This window comes from Nocardioides albidus (assembly GCF_006335005.1).
Classification (GTDB): Bacteria; Actinomycetota; Actinomycetes; order Propionibacteriales; family Nocardioidaceae; genus Nocardioides; species Nocardioides albidus.
On the sequence record NZ_VDMP01000010.1, the window covers coordinates 37,787 to 53,245 of the forward strand.

General features: G+C 69.7%; 14 protein-coding genes. 10 read left to right on the forward strand and 4 right to left on the reverse strand.

Features of this window, described 5'->3' with window-relative positions; all coding sequences use genetic code 11:
* On the reverse strand, positions 1–766 hold a 766-nt coding region (locus FHP29_RS00845; RefSeq protein WP_275669408.1), incomplete at its 3' end, for a M14 family zinc carboxypeptidase.
* Positions 767–943: 177 nt separating this feature from the next.
* Positions 944–1,840 carry a phenylalanine 4-monooxygenase gene (locus FHP29_RS00850; RefSeq protein ID WP_139620982.1) on the reverse strand — a complete coding sequence of 299 codons (897 nt, stop codon included), beginning with the start codon at positions 1,838–1,840 and terminating at the stop codon, positions 944–946.
* A gap of 90 nt (positions 1,841–1,930) precedes the next feature.
* Between FHP29_RS00850 and FHP29_RS00855 the strand changes: the two genes are divergently transcribed.
* Entirely contained in the window at positions 1,931–2,359 is a 429-nt protein-coding gene (locus tag FHP29_RS00855) for an Lrp/AsnC family transcriptional regulator (protein ID WP_240044219.1), read from the forward strand.
* 25 nt (positions 2,360–2,384) lie between these two features.
* On the opposite strand, the gene FHP29_RS00860 is transcribed toward FHP29_RS00855, so the two are convergent.
* Positions 2,385–3,794 (reverse strand): serine/threonine-protein kinase, encoded by a 1,410-nt coding sequence (locus FHP29_RS00860; protein WP_139620984.1) that lies wholly within the window; start codon positions 3,792–3,794, stop codon positions 2,385–2,387.
* A gap of 140 nt (positions 3,795–3,934) precedes the next feature.
* On the opposite strand from FHP29_RS00860, the gene FHP29_RS00865 reads away from it, so the two are divergent.
* The 9 genes from FHP29_RS00865 (at position 3,935) to FHP29_RS00905 (ending at position 14,145) form a co-directional block, all read left to right on the forward strand.
* On the forward strand, positions 3,935–5,266 hold the full coding sequence (locus tag FHP29_RS00865) for a serine/threonine-protein kinase (RefSeq protein WP_158296434.1): 1,332 nt from the start codon (positions 3,935–3,937) through the stop codon (positions 5,264–5,266).
* A gap of 278 nt (positions 5,267–5,544) precedes the next feature.
* Entirely contained in the window at positions 5,545–5,892 is a 348-nt protein-coding gene (locus tag FHP29_RS00870) for a prepilin-type N-terminal cleavage/methylation domain-containing protein (protein WP_139620986.1), read from the forward strand.
* Positions 5,893–5,960: 68 nt separating this feature from the next.
* Positions 5,961–7,061 carry a type IV pilus twitching motility protein PilT gene (locus FHP29_RS00875; protein WP_139620987.1) on the forward strand — a complete coding sequence of 367 codons (1,101 nt, stop codon included), beginning with the start codon at positions 5,961–5,963 and terminating at the stop codon, positions 7,059–7,061.
* 16 nt (positions 7,062–7,077) lie between these two features.
* A complete protein-coding gene (locus FHP29_RS00880) occupies positions 7,078–8,814 on the forward strand; it encodes a GspE/PulE family protein (RefSeq protein WP_139620988.1) in 1,737 nt (578 codons plus the stop codon).
* 1 nt (position 8,815) lies between these two features.
* Positions 8,816–10,021, forward strand: coding sequence for a type II secretion system F family protein (locus tag FHP29_RS00885; protein ID WP_139620989.1), 1,206 nt, complete (start codon positions 8,816–8,818; stop codon positions 10,019–10,021).
* Entirely contained in the window at positions 10,021–10,515 is a 495-nt protein-coding gene (locus FHP29_RS00890) for a type II secretion system protein (RefSeq protein ID WP_139620990.1), read from the forward strand. Before FHP29_RS00885 ends, FHP29_RS00890 begins: the two co-directional genes overlap by 1 nt.
* Complete coding sequence (locus FHP29_RS00895) at positions 10,509–11,162, forward strand: type II secretion system protein (protein WP_139620991.1); 654 nt, start codon at positions 10,509–10,511, stop codon at positions 11,160–11,162. The genes FHP29_RS00890 and FHP29_RS00895 overlap by 7 nt, the downstream gene beginning before the upstream one ends.
* Positions 11,159–13,348, forward strand: coding sequence for a hypothetical protein (locus FHP29_RS00900; protein ID WP_139620992.1), 2,190 nt, complete (start codon positions 11,159–11,161; stop codon positions 13,346–13,348). Before FHP29_RS00895 ends, FHP29_RS00900 begins: the two co-directional genes overlap by 4 nt.
* 53 nt (positions 13,349–13,401) lie before the next feature.
* On the forward strand, positions 13,402–14,145 hold the full coding sequence (locus FHP29_RS00905) for a prepilin peptidase (RefSeq protein WP_275669409.1): 744 nt from the start codon (positions 13,402–13,404) through the stop codon (positions 14,143–14,145).
* A gap of 10 nt (positions 14,146–14,155) precedes the next feature.
* Here FHP29_RS00905 and FHP29_RS21940 read toward each other — a convergent pair whose 3' ends face one another.
* Positions 14,156–15,376, reverse strand: a complete 1,221-nt coding sequence (locus tag FHP29_RS21940; RefSeq protein WP_192903933.1) for an SMI1/KNR4 family protein — start codon at positions 15,374–15,376, stop codon at positions 14,156–14,158.
* Positions 15,377–15,459: the final 83 nt, after the last annotated feature.

Genomic DNA, 15,459 nt, shown 5'->3' on the forward strand with positions numbered 1-15,459 from the left:
CCGTGATGGTGCCGTCGCCGTTGTTGTCGCGGAGGTTCTTGCGCCACAGGCGGTTGTCGTCGGTGAAGGTGAAGTCGTAGCCGTCGGGGTTGGAGACGGGCAGGAACCACAGCTCGGTCGTGTCGACCAGGCCGGTGATCTCGGGGTCGGAGCCGTAGTTGTCGAGGTAGTGGTGCATCAGCCGGCGGACCATCTCGGGAGTGATCCACTCGCGCGCGTGCTGCGCGCCGCCGTACAGGACCGACGGCCGCTTGCCGTCCTTGAGGACCTTGGCGTTCTTGGTGACCTTCAGTGCGAGGATGTCCTGACCGTTGACGGTCTGCCCGAGGGTGACGAGCTTGGCGATCTCGGGGTACGCCGCCGCGGTCTCCCGGAGCTCGTCCTCGATGCCGCCATCCTCGCTGTAGGAGCGGTAGGCCTCGTAGCCGGCGCGGTTCTGCAGGCGCGCGGCCTCGGAGGCCTTGCGACCGTTGACCCGCTTGACCTTGACGTCGAGACCGTCCTTGCGCAGCTGTGCGGCCTGGGCCTCGGTGATGACCGCATCGAGTCGCACCTTGCCCTGGCCCGCGTCCTGGTGGGCGACGTGGTGCGTGTCGACGCCGACGCCCTCGAGCGCCTCGAGCTCGCCGGGGGATGCCTCGACGACGTAGACCTCGAGGCCCGTGCCGCCGTCGTCCCGGCTGGGGGCGGTGCTCGCGGGTGGACTGGCGGTGAGCAGTCCGGCGGTCAGGGCGGTGACGGCAAGCGCGATGGGTAGGTGGCGCACGATCGACCTCTGCTTCTTGTGAAAGGACAAGCACAACTTGTGGAAGAACAAGTCCGAGCGGCACCACACTGGTTGTGATCTGGATCACCGTCAAGGCCGGATTTGTCGCAGACGGGCTCGAACGCGGGAAATATTGCCGAGGCGCGATCCTGTTCCCCGAGAGGAGCCGGGCAGGCGTCAGGCGTGGACGGGGGTGCGCGCCAGGATCCGGGCGATCGAGTCGTCGGTGCACTCGGCCCAGAAGCCGCCGACGACGTCCTCGATCTGGCTGAAGGACTCCGCGACGTAGAGCAGGTCCTGGTAGTCGGTGATGTCGTACTCCTGGGTGCCCATCGCGGCGATGTCGAGCGGGCGGATGGTCATGCCGCGGAAGGCCTCGATCTCGCCGGGGGAGGAGAGGATGCCGGCGCCGTACGCCTTGAGCTCGCCGGACTCCCACAGCACGCCGAACTCGAGGGTGAACCAGAAGACCTTGCTGACGAACCGCAGCGCCTCCGTGGTCTGGACCCGGCGGGCGGCCTGGCCGGCGAGCTCGTAGAGCGCCGTGAAGCGCGGGTTGGCGAGGGTGTTGCCGTGGCCGACGACCTCGTGCAGGACATCGGGCTCGGGGGTGTAGAGCGGCACGGAGTGGTGGCGGACGTACTGGGTGGAGAAGAACTCCTTGTCGGCCAGCACGCCGTAGAAGTCGTCCAGCGGGACCACGCCGGCGGCGGGGCGGTAGCGGAATCCGGTCAGGGGGGCGAGCCACCCGCTGACCTCCTCGAGCTGCGGGATCCGGTCGATCGGCAGGCCGAGGGACTCCTTGCCGTCGAGGAACTCGCGGCAGGCGTAGGCGCGGTGCTTGGTCACGAGCGCCTCGCTCACGACGCGCCACACGCCGTGCTCCTCGTCGGTGTACTCCGCGGTCGGGCACGGCTGGCCCGGGCGCCAGTTGTGGGCGAGGGTGGCGAGCGCGTCGCGGCGCGCGCGGTACGCCGGGTCGGCGAAGCCGGGGTGGTCGGCGCCGAGATGCACCTTCAGGGAGCCGTCGTCGTCGGCGGTCACGGGGGCGAAATACTGCGCTTCCTCGAACATGGCCGCATTGTGTGACGTGGTCCACACAAATGCGAGACGGGCCGGACGCATGGCTGTGAAATGGCGATCAGTGGTGGCAATCTGTTCGCCATGGATGCCGTGGACCAGGAGATTCTGGACGTCCTGCGCGCCGACTCCCGGACCTCGATGCGCGAGCTGGCGCAGCGGCTCGGGATCAGCCGGACCAGTGCCTACGCGCGGGTGAAGAGGCTCGTCGACTCGGGCGTGATCCGGGCGTTCACCATCGAGGTGGATCCCGCGGCGCTGGGGCTGGGGCTGTCGGCGTACATCCACGTCCGCACGAAGCAGAACTCCTGGAAGTCGTTCCGCAAGAAGGTGTGGGCGCTCGAGGAGGCGGCGCACGTCGCGCTGGTGAGCGGCGACTTCGACGCGGTCATCCTGGTGCGGGCGCGCGACGCCGAGCACCTGCGCGAGCTGGTGCTGGAGCGGATCCAGTCACTGCCGGAGGTGGTCGCGACCCAGACCGTGCTCGTGTTCGAGGAGCACGTCGGGCAGTGATCAGGCGGAGCACAGTGTGGCCAGGTCACGCCCCGGTGTCTGTCGAGTCGGCGGGCAGCTCGGCGGGCAGCTCGGCGAGGACGTCGCGGGCGGCGTCGAAGACGTCCCCGGCCTCGTCGTCGCTGATCCGGTCGCCGACGTACGCCACGGCGGTGCGGGCGACGAGGTCCTCGAGCGCCGCGCGCGTGGCGCTGCCGTCTCCCGCCGTCACCGAGCGGTCCACGGCGTCGAGGCGGTCGGCGAGCTCGGAGAGGCCGGCGTCGTCGACGGCGTCGTGCAGCTGCCGGAGGGGCTCCTCGAGCTGGGTGGGGGTCGCGGCCGGGATGGTCGGCTCGCTCTCGTCCTTCGCGGCCAGCGCGATGACGACGAGCATCAGCACCAGTGCGCCCAGGGCCGCGGTGACACCGCGGATGTCGCCGGGCACGCCGCTCGCCCGGGCCACGATGCGCGCGGGCCGGCGGGTCCGCGGCAGTGGCGAGGGAGGCGCCATCTCCTCGGTCGGTACGTCGACCGGTGCCGTTCCGGCGAGGATCGGCGCCACGGTGGCGTCCGGCAGGCCGCTCGTGGCGACCGGGGCGGGGGCGCTGAGTCCCGAGCGCAGCCACTCCGCGACCTCCGCGGCGCTCGGCCGCCGCTCGGGGTTCAGGTCGGTCATCGCCCCGATCAGCCGGCGCCACGAGTCGGGCAGGCCCTCGGGGATGTCGGGCTGCCGGTGCAACCGGGCCATCGCCGCCTCGACCGGAGTGCCGACGTACTCACGGCGTCCGGTGATCGCCTCCAGCAGCACCAGGCCGAGCGAGTAGACGTCCGCCGCTCCGTCGACGGCCTCGCCGCGGACCTGCTCCGGAGCGACGTACGCCGCCGTGCCGACCGCGGTCTCGCTGCCGGTGTGCTGGGTGGTGTGGTCGAGCAGCCGGGCGATGCCGAAGTCGGCGAGCTTGACGTGCTGCTGGTCGCCGCACAGGACGTTGGCCGGCTTGACGTCCCGGTGGACGACGTCGTGGTGGTGGACGTAGTCGAGCGCCTCGGCCACCTGCGCGCCCACCGCGCCGGCACGGTCGAGGGGCAGCGGTCCGGCGGCGATCACGTCGGCCAGCGTCGGCCCCTCGACCAGCTCCATCACCAGGAAGAGCCGCCCGACCTGCGCCGCGGCGGGATCGGGCGTCGTGTCCGGACGCAGCCCCGCGTCGTACACGGTGACGAGGCCGGTGTGCGAGAGCCGGGCGAGGGTGCGGGCCTCGGCGACGAAGCGGTCGCGGTCGTTGCTGCCGCGCCCGTCGAGGAGCACCTTGACCGCGACCGGGCGGCTGAGCTGGACGTCCGTGGCACGGAAGACCTCCGACATCCCACCCCGCCCGATGACCTCCTCGAGGCGGTAGCGCTCCGCCAGCAGCGGCACCTCGCCCCGGCCCTCGGACGTGCTCGTCCCGCCCACGGCTTCCCCCTTCAGCCCGTGGAATCGAAGTACCCCGGGCGCGGTCCGCGATACGCGGTGGACCCCGGTGGTCGAGGTGCGGCGAGCGCGGCGAGGAGCCTCGGAACCACCGTCGCCGCACGCACGCCATGATGGGTCCCGTGGTCCCGGGAGTCGTGCTCGCGTCGCGCTACGAGCTGCGCCGCCCGGTGGGGCGTGGCGGCATGGCCGAGGTGTGGGCCGCGCACGACCTGACGTTGCGGCGCGATGTCGCGGTGAAGGTCGTCGCCGTCGGCCAGCTCGCCGACCCGACGTCGCTCGAGCGCTTCCGGCAGGAGGCCCGCACGGCCGCTCAGCTCACGCACCCCCACCTCGTCGCCGTGTACGACAGCGGGGTGGACGAGGCGGCCGCGACGGCGTACCTCGTGATGGAGCTGCTCCCCGGCCCGAGCGTCCGGGAGGTCGTCGAGGAGCGCGGTCCGCTTCCGGTCGCCGAGGCCCTGGACCTGGCCCGTCAGGCCGCGGCGGCGCTCGACGCGGTCCACCGCGCGGGCGTGGTCCACCGCGATGTGAAGCCCGGCAATCTCGTGCTGGACGGCGCCGGCCGGCTGCGGCTGGTCGACTTCGGCATCGCCCGTCTGGCCGAGATGACCTCCACCGGCCTCACGGGGACCGGCCAGGTGGTGGGCAGCGCCGCCTATCTCGCGCCGGAGCAGGCGCGCGGCGAGCCGGCGACTGCGGCGAGCGACCACTACGCGCTCGGCTGTGTGCTGATGACGATGCTCACCGGCGAGCCGCCGTTCACGGCCGAGCACCCGGCCGGGCTGCTGCACCAGCACGTCAGCGTCGAGGCGCCCCGGGTGAGTGCCCGGCGGGACGTGCCCGCCGACGTCGACGCCCTGGTCGCGGACCTCCTCGCGAAGGACCCGGTACGACGAGCAGCCGGCTTCGCTGCATTGCTCGGCCCTGCGGACGCGACGCAGGTCCTGACCACGACCAGCGCCGCCGCGCCTCGCGCCACCGGCCTGCCCTACCGCCGGGTGGTCCTCGTCGCCGGCGCCGCACTCCTCGGCCTGCTCGGTGGCGCCGTCCTGATCGGGTTGCTCGGGCAGGACGACGAACCCAGCGACACCTCGCGCGACACCGCGCCCAGCGTGGAGGCGACGACGACGCCGCCCTCGACCGCCCCGGCCACCCCGACGACGTCCGCCCCGTCACCCCCGACCACACCGTCCGCGCCGGCCGCATCGCCCGTCGACCGCCTCCGCGACACCATCGCCCAGGAGGCCGCGAGCGGCGGGATCTCCGAGAAGGCCGCCGCAGACCTCGACCACCAGGTCGACGAACTCGAGAAGTGGCTGGACAAGGACAAGTCGGGGAATCTGGACAAGAAGGTCGACGAGCTCCGCAAGTCGCTCGACAAGCTGCTCGCCAAGGGCGAGGTCAGCGACACCAGCGCCGACCGCATCTCCGCCGCTCTCGACGCGTTCTGATCCCCGACCCTGCCGAAGCCGCGCCAGCCGAGTGACGGTGGTCGAGCAGGCCGGCCACGGCCGTCTCAAGACCCCCGCATTGTCACCACCCAACGCCGTTCGCGCAGCCGATCCCGCGGATCCGAGGGACGAGTTTCCCCCGATTTCTAGCGGCTTTCGCGCACAAGGTAAAGAAATGTCCATTGTCGTGACGGACCGTCAGGCATGGCGTTTGCTAGACGCAGCGCTCGGGGGCTGCTCCTTTCTTATCAACCCTCTCTCCTTCCGGAGGCTTTGGCATGCGCCGACTCACCGACCGCGTTTCCGCGGCCCGCCGCAACGACAGCGGCTTCACTCTCATCGAGCTCCTGATCGTCATCATCATCCTCGGCATCCTGGCCGCGATTGTCGTCTTCTCGGTCCAAGGAATCACGGACCGCGGCGACGTCGCTGCCTGCAAGACCTCGCGCAAGACTGTGGAGACCGCCTACGAGGCGTTCGTGGCCAACAGTCCGACGGGCGCGAAGCCGGCTAACTGGGCTGACCTCTACCCGGAGTTCGTGCACGACGCGGCTCAGCCCTCTGGGCTGACCATCAACTGGACCTCCGGCGTTGTGACCGGCTCCGTAGCAGGCTGCAACAGCTGACGTTCCCTCGAGGGGCTGCTGCCGCGCGGTGGCAGCAGCCCCCTGGGCGTCTGCAGAAGGAGAGCGGAATGCTTCATCACCTGCACAGCATCGGTGACCGTGTCGACCAGCTCCTGGCCGCCCTGTGGGACGTCCGGGGGACCGACCTCATGCTGACCGTCGGATTGCCACCGATGATTCGCGTTGACGGGACACTGGCTCCGGTCGCTGGCCAGTCCGCATTGACGCGCGACGATACGGACGCTCTCCTCTCCGAGGTACTCACGCCCGAGCAGCGCGACGTCTGGGAGGGCAGCCACGAGTACGACTTCTCCTTCTCCTGGCGCGAGCACGCGCGGATCCGCGGCAACGCCTTCACCCAGCGCGGACTCACCGCCGTCGCGCTGCGGATGATCCCGCGACACGTGCCGACGCCGGACGACCTCGGCCTTCCGCCGGTGCTCCGCGAGCTGTCGATGAAGCACCAGGGCCTGATCCTGATGACCGGACCGACCGGCTCCGGCAAGTCGACCACCCTCGCTTCGCTCATCGACCTGATCAACACCAACCGCGGCTGCCACATCATCACCGTCGAGGACCCGATCGAATACGTCCACGACCACAAGATGGCGGCGGTCAACCAGCGCGAGGTCGGCACCGACACCGAGAGCTTCCACAACGCCCTCCGTTCGGTCCTCCGCGAGGACCCCGACGTGCTGCTCGTCGGTGAGATGCGCGACCTGGAGTCGATCCAGTTCGCCCTCACTGTCGCGGAGACTGGCCACCTCGTCTTCGCCACGCTCCACACCAACGACACCGCCCAGTCGCTGGGCCGCATGATCGACGTCTTCCCTGCTGAGCAGCAGGCCCAGATCCGGGTCCAGTTGGCTGCGGCACTGTCCTGCGTCGTCTACCAGCGCCTCATCCCTCGGATCGGCGGCGGCATGATCGCTGCCTACGAGGTGCTGACGGCGACTCCGGCTGTGCGCAACCTGATCAAGGAGGGCAAGACCCACCAGTTGCGGAACTCCCTCGTGACCGGCGCGCAGGACGGCATGGTCACTCTCGAGAAGTCGCTGTCGCACCTGATCCAGGCCGGGATCGTCTCCGAAGAGGAAGCGGTGGCCCGCAGCCTCTACCCCAAGGACATCGAGGCCCGCCCGCGGTTCGCCGTCGGCGTGGGTCAGTGAGGCCGGCCCAGCAGACATGAGGCTCCGGGGGAAGCACAGCAAGGTCGACGAGCCGGTCGCGGTCCCGCGCACGGACGAGGACGACGAGCGGCTCGGCCGGATCCTGGTCGCTGCGGGGCGGGTCCAGCCCTACCAGATCGACGCGGTCCGCGATCAGGGCGGCGGCTCGTTGGCGGCCAGGCTCATCGCGAGCGGTGCGATCACCGACGACGCGCTGGCTCGCACGCTTGCCGAGCACCATGAGGTCCCGCTCGCCGACTTCCGGACCACGGCCCCGGAGCAGGACGCGCTGTCGCTGCTGACCCGCGACCAGGCGGTGACGCTCCAAGCGCTCCCCGTCGCGGTCGACGAGGACGCCGTGACCGTCGCAGTGCTCGACCCGGCGCCGGAGCGCCTGGCGGCGATCGTCGCGGTGCTCGAGCGCAAGGTCCGTCCGATCGTGGCGACCGAGCGCGACCTCGAGCGGGGGCTCGCTACGTCCTACCGGGCGACCCAGGAGGTCGGGGGGCAGATCCAGGCCTTCGAGGCCCGGGACGTGCTCCGTCGCGAGGCCTCCGAGCTCGAGTCGATCACCGCCAACGAAGAGGCGCCGGTCGTCCGGGTCGTGCAGTCGATCATCACCCAGGCACTGCGCGATCGGGCGTCCGACATCCACGTCGAGCCGACCGGTGAGCGGGTCCGGGTCCGCTATCGCATCGATGGCGCCCTCACCGAGGTGCTCGATCTCCCGTCCTCGATCGGGCCGGCCATCGTCAGCCGCGTGAAGATCATGGGCGACATGAACATCGTCGAGCGGCGGCGCCCGCAGGACGGCCAGATCTCCATGGGCGTCGACGGTCGCGAGGTCGACATCCGGGTGTCCACGACTGCTGTCGTCGGCGGCGAGAAGATCGTGATGCGGGTCCTCGACAAGAGCCGACCGCTCTTCAAGCTCGAGCAGCTCGGCATGCCCGTCGACACGGCGCGCCGATACTCCCAGCTCATCCACTCGCCCTTCGGCATGGTCATCTGCGCCGGCCCGACCGGCGGCGGCAAGACGACCACCCTCTACGCGTCGCTCGGCGAGCTGAACAGCCCCGAGAAGAACCTGATGACCATCGAGGACCCGGTGGAATACACCTTCGACTCGATCAACCAGATCCAGATCAACGAGCAGGCCGGGATCACCTTCGCCGGCGGTCTCAAGTCGATCCTGCGCCAGGACCCGGACGTCATCCTCGTCGGCGAGATCCGCGACGTCGACACCGCTCGCATCGCCGTGCAGTCGGCCCTCACCGGCCACTTCGTGCTGTCCTCGCTGCACGCCACCGAGGCGGTCTCAGCCCTCTATCGTCTGCTCGACATGGGCATCGAGGCCTTCCTCATCGCCTCGTCGGTGACCGCCGTGGTCGCTCAGCGCCTGGTGCGTCGCAGCTGCACCTCCTGCCTCGAGCCCTACCAGCCCTCACCGGACGAGCTCGCCTTCCTGCAGCAGTTCGGCGGTCAGGAGCCGGTCGGTGGCTTCCAGCACGGCACGGGCTGCCACTTCTGCGCGCACACCGGCTACCTCGAGCGGATCGGCGTCTACGAGATGCTCGTCGTCACCGACGAGGTGCGGGAGTTGATCGTCGACCGCGCGCAGCACGACCAGATGCGCAAGCTGGCCCGCAGTCAGGGGATGCGCACGCTCCAGGAGCAGGCCGCCCAACTGGTCACCCACGGCACGACCACGGCGGCCGAGGTCATGCGCTCGATCTACGTGGCAGGAGTCTGACATGCCGAAGTACGCCTTCGCCGGAGTCGATGTTGACGGCAACCGGGTCAAGGGCAGCCACAAGGCGCCCAGCCGCGGCGACGCCGAGATCGCGCTCTTCGAGCGCAACCTCCGCGACCTGCGGGTGACCGAGAAGAAGGGCCTCCTGCAGTACGAGATCTCGGGGCCGCGCATCAAGCGTGAGCACGTCATGCACCTCTCGCGCCAGATCGCCGCCTTCCTGCGGGCCGGGCTGCCGATCCTGGATGCCGTCCATTCGATCGGCGCCGAGAGCGACAACTCGTCCGTACGCCGGATGATGCACGACATCGAGGACCGGCTCCGGGCCGGGGAGCGCTTCTCCGACACCCTGGAGCGCTATCCCAAGGTGTTTCCCCAGTTCTACCGCGGCATCGTCCGCTCGGCCGAGCTGACCGGCGAGCTCGACACCGTCCTCGCGCGGCTGGCGGTCTACATCGAGCGTGACCTCGAGGCGCGCCGCAAGATCAAGTCGGCGTTGATCTACCCGATCGCCGTCGCCGTCATGTCGGTGGCCACCGTGCTGGTGTTGGCCATCTATGTCTTGCCGCGGTTCGAGGACTTCTTCGCCGACCTCGATGCCGAGCTGCCGCTGCCGACCAGACTGCTGATGAGTTTCACCGACTTCCTCGGAATGTGGTGGTGGGCGATCCTGGGGGCGCTGGGCGCGTGGGTCGCGTTGTTCGTGATCTCGCAGCGCTTCGAGAAGGGCAAGTACGCATGGCACGCGTTCCTGCTCAAGGTTCCGGTGCTGGGCGAGACGATCCAATACGCGCTGGTCGAGCGGTTCTGCCGGGTGATGGCGTCGATGGTCTCCGCGGGGGTCAACCTCCCCGAGGCCATCGCCGTCGCCACGGACTCGCTGCGCAACCGCGTCTACATCAAGAGGCTCAACGGCGTGACCGAGCAGATGCTCGAGGGCCAAGGTCTGGCGACGCCCTTGGCTCGCACCCGGCTCTTCCCGGGGACGGCGACCGCCATGCTCCGGGTCGGTGAGGAGACCGGCTCCATGGACACCCAGCTCGAGGTGACGGCCGAATACTACGAGGGTGAGCTCGACTACAAGATCGCCAAGCTGACCGCCCTCTTCGAGCCGATCGTCATCATCGTCATGGGCGGGATCGTGGGCTTCGTGGCGGTCGCTCTGGTGTCGGCGATGTACGGGATCTTCCAGCAGGCGGAGGTCTGATGCAACGACTCCGGGAGACGGCCAGGAGCGATCACGGCGAGACCCTCGTCGAGTTGATCGTCTCCGTGGCCATCCTCGGCATCGCCGGCGTCGCGATCCTCAGCGGCCTCCTGCTCAGCGTCAAGGCATCGACTCAGCACCGCAACGAGGCGTCCGGAGGCGCCTACGTCCGCAGCTTCGCCGAGGCGATCCAGAACTACGTTGACAACTCGGGGGCGTACTCAGTCTGCGGTCCGGGAGGTGCAACGGCCATGGCGAACTACACGAGCGTGGCAGTGCCCAGCCTCCCCGGTGGCTACACGAAGTCGGTGAGCAGCGTGCAGTCCTGGAACGGCACGACGTGGGGCAGCTGCACGGCCGACGGCATCCAGCGCCTCGAATTGACGGTTCAGACCACCGGGGACGCCACCCGCCGGGCGGACGAGACGCTCACCGTGATCCTCCGCCAGCCGTGCAACGGCCCGGTGCCCACGTCGGCGAGCAACCCATGCTGACCCGTGAGCGGCTCCGCCGTGGTCGAGACGCCGGCTTCACGCTCATCGAACTGGTCGTCACCGTCGCGATCCTCGGCGTGATCGCTGTCGTTCTCCTCGGTGTCGTGATCCAGTACCTCAAGGTGAGTGGCACGACGCAGGCCCGCCTCGCCGAGTCCACCGACCAGCAGTTCATCTCCGCCTACTGGCAGAACGACGTGAGCAGCCTCGGCCGACGGACCTTCACCCCGACGGACCCGTCGAACCCCGCGCCGACCGCACAGTCGGTCTACGTCGGCACGACCGGTCCGTCGAACTGCGGGGCCACGGTCGGAACGGTTGTCGTCGCCTTCGCTTGGGGGGAATATCCCGTCAATGCGAGCGTGTCGACGGCCTGGACTCCGACGGCGCAGGAAGTGACGTACGTCCGAGTGGGCAGCAGCGCGCCCTACTCACTGAAGCGTGTCCGCTGCAAGGACGGCGTGGAGGGCGCGCCACTCACCGTCGCGCACAACCTGACCGGGACGCCCACGATCACGTGCGACGCGACCTGCACCGCCGGATCACCGCCGAACCGAGTCTCGATGGAGTTCACCGTGCGAGACCCGTCGGAGCCGGCGAGCACCGGTTACACCACCACCGTCTCGGCCGACCGGAGGCAAGGATGACCGAACGGCTGAGAGACCTACGCGGTGATCGGGGAGCCATGCTGGTGATCGCCCTGATCATCATCACGACGGTGGCCCTCGTGACCGGAGCGCTCCTGACCAAGGGCTGGACGAACTTTCGGGCAACGGTCAGCCTGCGCGGGGTGGCAGGCACCTCGTATGCGGCCGACACTGCGGCGAAGGTCGCGATCAACAACCTGCGCCTCGGCGCCAAGACGCCCGGTTGGCAGGTTCCCTCCTTCGAGGGTCTCTGGGACAACTGGGTCTACACCAACAACGCCGACGGCGCCGGTTGCTTCGGGGCGACAGACGGACCGGACGCGGATACGGATCGAGACGACCCGTCCAACGACCTCGAGTTGAAGAACGTCTACCCCGCCGCCGGAGACCAGGCCGGCCCGAGCTCGGCGCGAGTGGAGTGCACGCCGGTGCCCGGGACCGGAATCTTCGGCGGAGGTAGCGGTGTCGGCATCGAGGACCCCGACCCGACGGACGCCTTCGCCCGGGCGCTGACCACCGTCGGCACCTCAGACACCCTCGGCATCAGCGGCGTCGCGGGGCACGGCATCACAGTCAATCCGCTCGGCACAGGCGGCGAGGCTCCGATGCCGATGCGTGGTGGTGTGGCCTCACAGTCCTTCATCAAGGTGGACTCCGGAGCGCTCGTGACGGACGGCTACGTGAAGGCCAACGGCGCCTGTAGCGGTGCCGGCGACATCATCGCGGGCGTCGACGAGAACAACGTGGAGCAGCAGTTCTGCAACGCTCCCGGCTCGGTGCCAGCGCCTGCCGTCCCGGCATCACCACTGACCGCTGTACCGACGGACTTCCGTGACCCCGCGGACTACGCGGGTACCTGCCAGTTCCCGCCGGGTTTCTACAACAACGCGGAGTCGCTCAGTGACGCGGTGAACGGCTGCACCACCGCCCGCTTCCTCTCCGGGGACTACTACTTCGACTTCATCGACGAGGAACACGGCGGCGACAACATCTGGGAGATCGACACCACCGTGATCGGCGGCGATCTCGCGACGCCGACGGTCAGCACCATCCCCGGCCGCTGCGCGAGCCCCATCAACCGCAGTCCGGGCGATGGCGTCCAGTTCGTGTTCGGCAACAACAGCCGGATCGAGGTCACCGACGACGCCCACGTCGAACTGTGTGGCCCGACGAACGGCGGCGAGGCGCCGATGACGATCTACCAGCAGCGGAGCAACTCCACCCTGCCCGCGTCGCCTCCACTGACCGACGTCCCTGCGAGCACCGTCACCGAGAAGGCAGGCAACGATCCGGGTGGGCTCAAGTGGACCACGAGCGTGCGGACTCCCGTGGCCGCGGAGCCGCAGGCGGCGATCAGCGCGCCGGACGCCTCGAATCTCGCCTATACGGTCGCGGCCGTTAACGACGACATCGGGCTCGACCTCCAGAGTTTCGCAGGCCTCTCATCCATCCCCGCAGGCGCCGACATCGACTCGGCGCAATTGCGGATCAAGTACGCAAAGGTGAGCGCGCAGGACCTCACCGTGACGGTGAAGGACGAGACGCCAGAAAATGTCGTTGTCGGCGACCCTGACGGAAGCGGTTGGGGGAGCGCGGACATCGCCGAGCAACTTCGCACGGCGCTCCAAGACGGAGCGTTCACCGCGACCACGCCAACCATCCAAGTGCGCTTGCTGAACGGGGCCGTGGCCGACACCCTGATCATCGACGCCATCCAGCTCTCGGTTACTTTCACCCCGCCGCGCCTGCGGGCTACGACCGACGTCATGTTCATCAACGCCCCGGCCGGCAACTTCGCGGGCGAGTTCGTCGTGCAAGGCGCTACCTACGCGCCGACCGGCTTCGTACGGCTTGTCCCGGGCTCCGACGACGACGCACTCGTGGCCTTCCGCTGGGGCCTGGTGGCGATGGGCGTCGACTTCAAGGCACAGCCGTCCCAGGTCTTCGGATATCCCCTGGTCTCGATCCCCGACGCCGGCACCGGTCTCGGCAGCAGGACCGTCGTCGTCGACCTCCAGGTCTATGTCTGTGTGGAGCAGGCGACCTGCGCGTCAGGTGGACGACATGTATTGACGGCGCGGGTGATGATCACCGATCCGCCCTATGACACCTCTGGAACCTACGAAGGCATCCCTGAGCCTGGTCAACGCCAGATCAAGGTCCTCAGCTGGGCGGAGCAGAACTGACCGAGCAACAGATCCTCGACGTCCTCATCCCCGTCTTCGCCGGCCTGCTGGGCCTGAACGTCGGGTCGTTCCTCAACGTCGTGGCGCACCGGGTGCCGGCGGGGGAGTCGGTGGTGAGGCCGCCGTCGGCGTGCCCGAGGTGCGGGAGCCCCATCCGCACCCGGCACAACATCCCCGTGCTCGGCTGGTTCATCCTGCGCGGGAGATGCTTCGACTGCGGGCAGCCGATCAGCGCGCGCTATCCCTTGGTGGAGGCGGGGACGGGGCTGATGTTCGCGCTGGTGGCGCTGCGATTCGGGACCGACGGCGACGGGCTGCGGCTGCTGCCGGCGTACCTGACGTTCGCGGCCATCTCCATCGCGTTGGCCCTCATCGACCTCGACGTGCACCGGCTGCCGGACGTGATCGTGCTGCCGTCGTACCCGGTCCTCGCAGTCCTGCTGGCGATCGGCGGCGACGGGGAGGCGATGGTGCGCGCGGGCGAGGGGCTGGTCATCCTGGGCGCGTTCTTCACGGTGGTCTGGTACGTCGCGCCCGGGGGGATGGGGTTCGGGGACGTCAAGCTGTCAGGGCTGGTGGGCGCGATGACGGCGTACCTGACGTGGGGGACCTTCCTCGTCGGCGCCTTCCTCGGCTTCATCCTCGGCGCCGTGGCCGGGGTGATGCTGATGGCCGGCGGGCGGGCGGGGCGCAAGACCGCCGTGCCGTTCGGGCCGTTCATGGTGCTGGGGGCGTGGAGCGCCATCCTCGGGGCGGGCTACCTCGGAGACCTGTACCTGCAGTCCATCGGGTTCTGACCAGGACCGGTCACGCGTCCGGCAGGTCGTCGAGCATCGTCCGGGCGACGTAGGCGTACGGGCCGTCGAGCAGATCGGGCGCCCAGCGGCGGACCGCGTCGTGGGCGCCGCAGGCGGCGAGGGTGGAGAGCAGCGAGACCCGGGTGCCGTCGTAGGAGACGCGCTCGTAGGCGTCGAGCAGGTCGGGCACGTAGCCCGCGTCCGGAAGCTCGCGGAGGACGCTCGTGGCCGTCTGGATGACGCTGGGGTCGTCGCTCGCCCGTAGCCGCGCGAGGGCGATGCCCGGGGCGCGCGGGTCGCCGACCCGGGCCAGGTCGTAGAACGCCCCCGCCGCGGCGAGGCGGTCCAGGGCGTCCTGGGTGCCGATCCGGGCCAGGGCGCGCATCCGCTCGCTCTCCAGCCAGGTCGGCACCTCGAGGTCGGCGAGGAAGGCGACGACGTCGGGACCGCCGATCCGGGCAAGCGCTCGCATCGGTGCCGACGGCCGCGCGCCGCGAGCGGCCTCCATCAGTACGCCGGCCGCCTCGGGCGAGCGGATCCGGGCGACGAGCAGGTCCGCCCGGACGTCGTGCGCCGCGGCGGCCGCCAGCAGCCGACGGGCCTCGTCCTCGTCGACGTCGATGCCCACCTGCTCCTCGACCGCTTCGCGCAGGAAGGCGTGGAAGGAGGACCATCGGGTCGCGCCCTCCTTGTAGTGGTCCCAGACCTCCCACTCCTCCTCCGGCCCCGGCTCGCCCACCGGCACGAGGAGCGACCAAGTGGCGTCGAACCCGCGGGCGATCAGCAATGCGTCGCGGATCCGGCGGTGGTCGCGCACCTCGTCCCCCTCGAACGGCGGGGTCAGGTCGGGGCCGCCGTTCGCCTCGTCGATCTCGTCCTGCGTGCGGCACCACATGTCCACGGACTCGGGCTCGAGCTCCCGGAACCACCGGACCTCGGCGGCCGGGAGGAAGCCGAACCGCTCCTCGGGCATCGGGTTGGTCACCACGCCCATCGTGTCGCCGTACGCGCCGTCGGACAGCAGGAGGAAGGAGTGGTACGACGGCGGGAATCGCGTCCCGAGGCGCTCCTCGGCCGCGCGTACGGCGTCCTCGGTGGCCGGCGGGCGGAGCAGGCTGCCGGACCGGAGGGCCTCCGCGATCGGCTGGTCGGGTACGTCGAGGGCGGCGAGCTGGGTCTCGCTCCACTGCCGCAGGAGGGTGGCGAGGTCGTCGGCGGCGTGCGGCTTCATGGGTCGAGTATCGGAGAAAAGCGGCGACCACGGCCTTGAATCCCGTTCGAACGTGTGTTCTAATAGGAGTAAGTCGGCGCAAT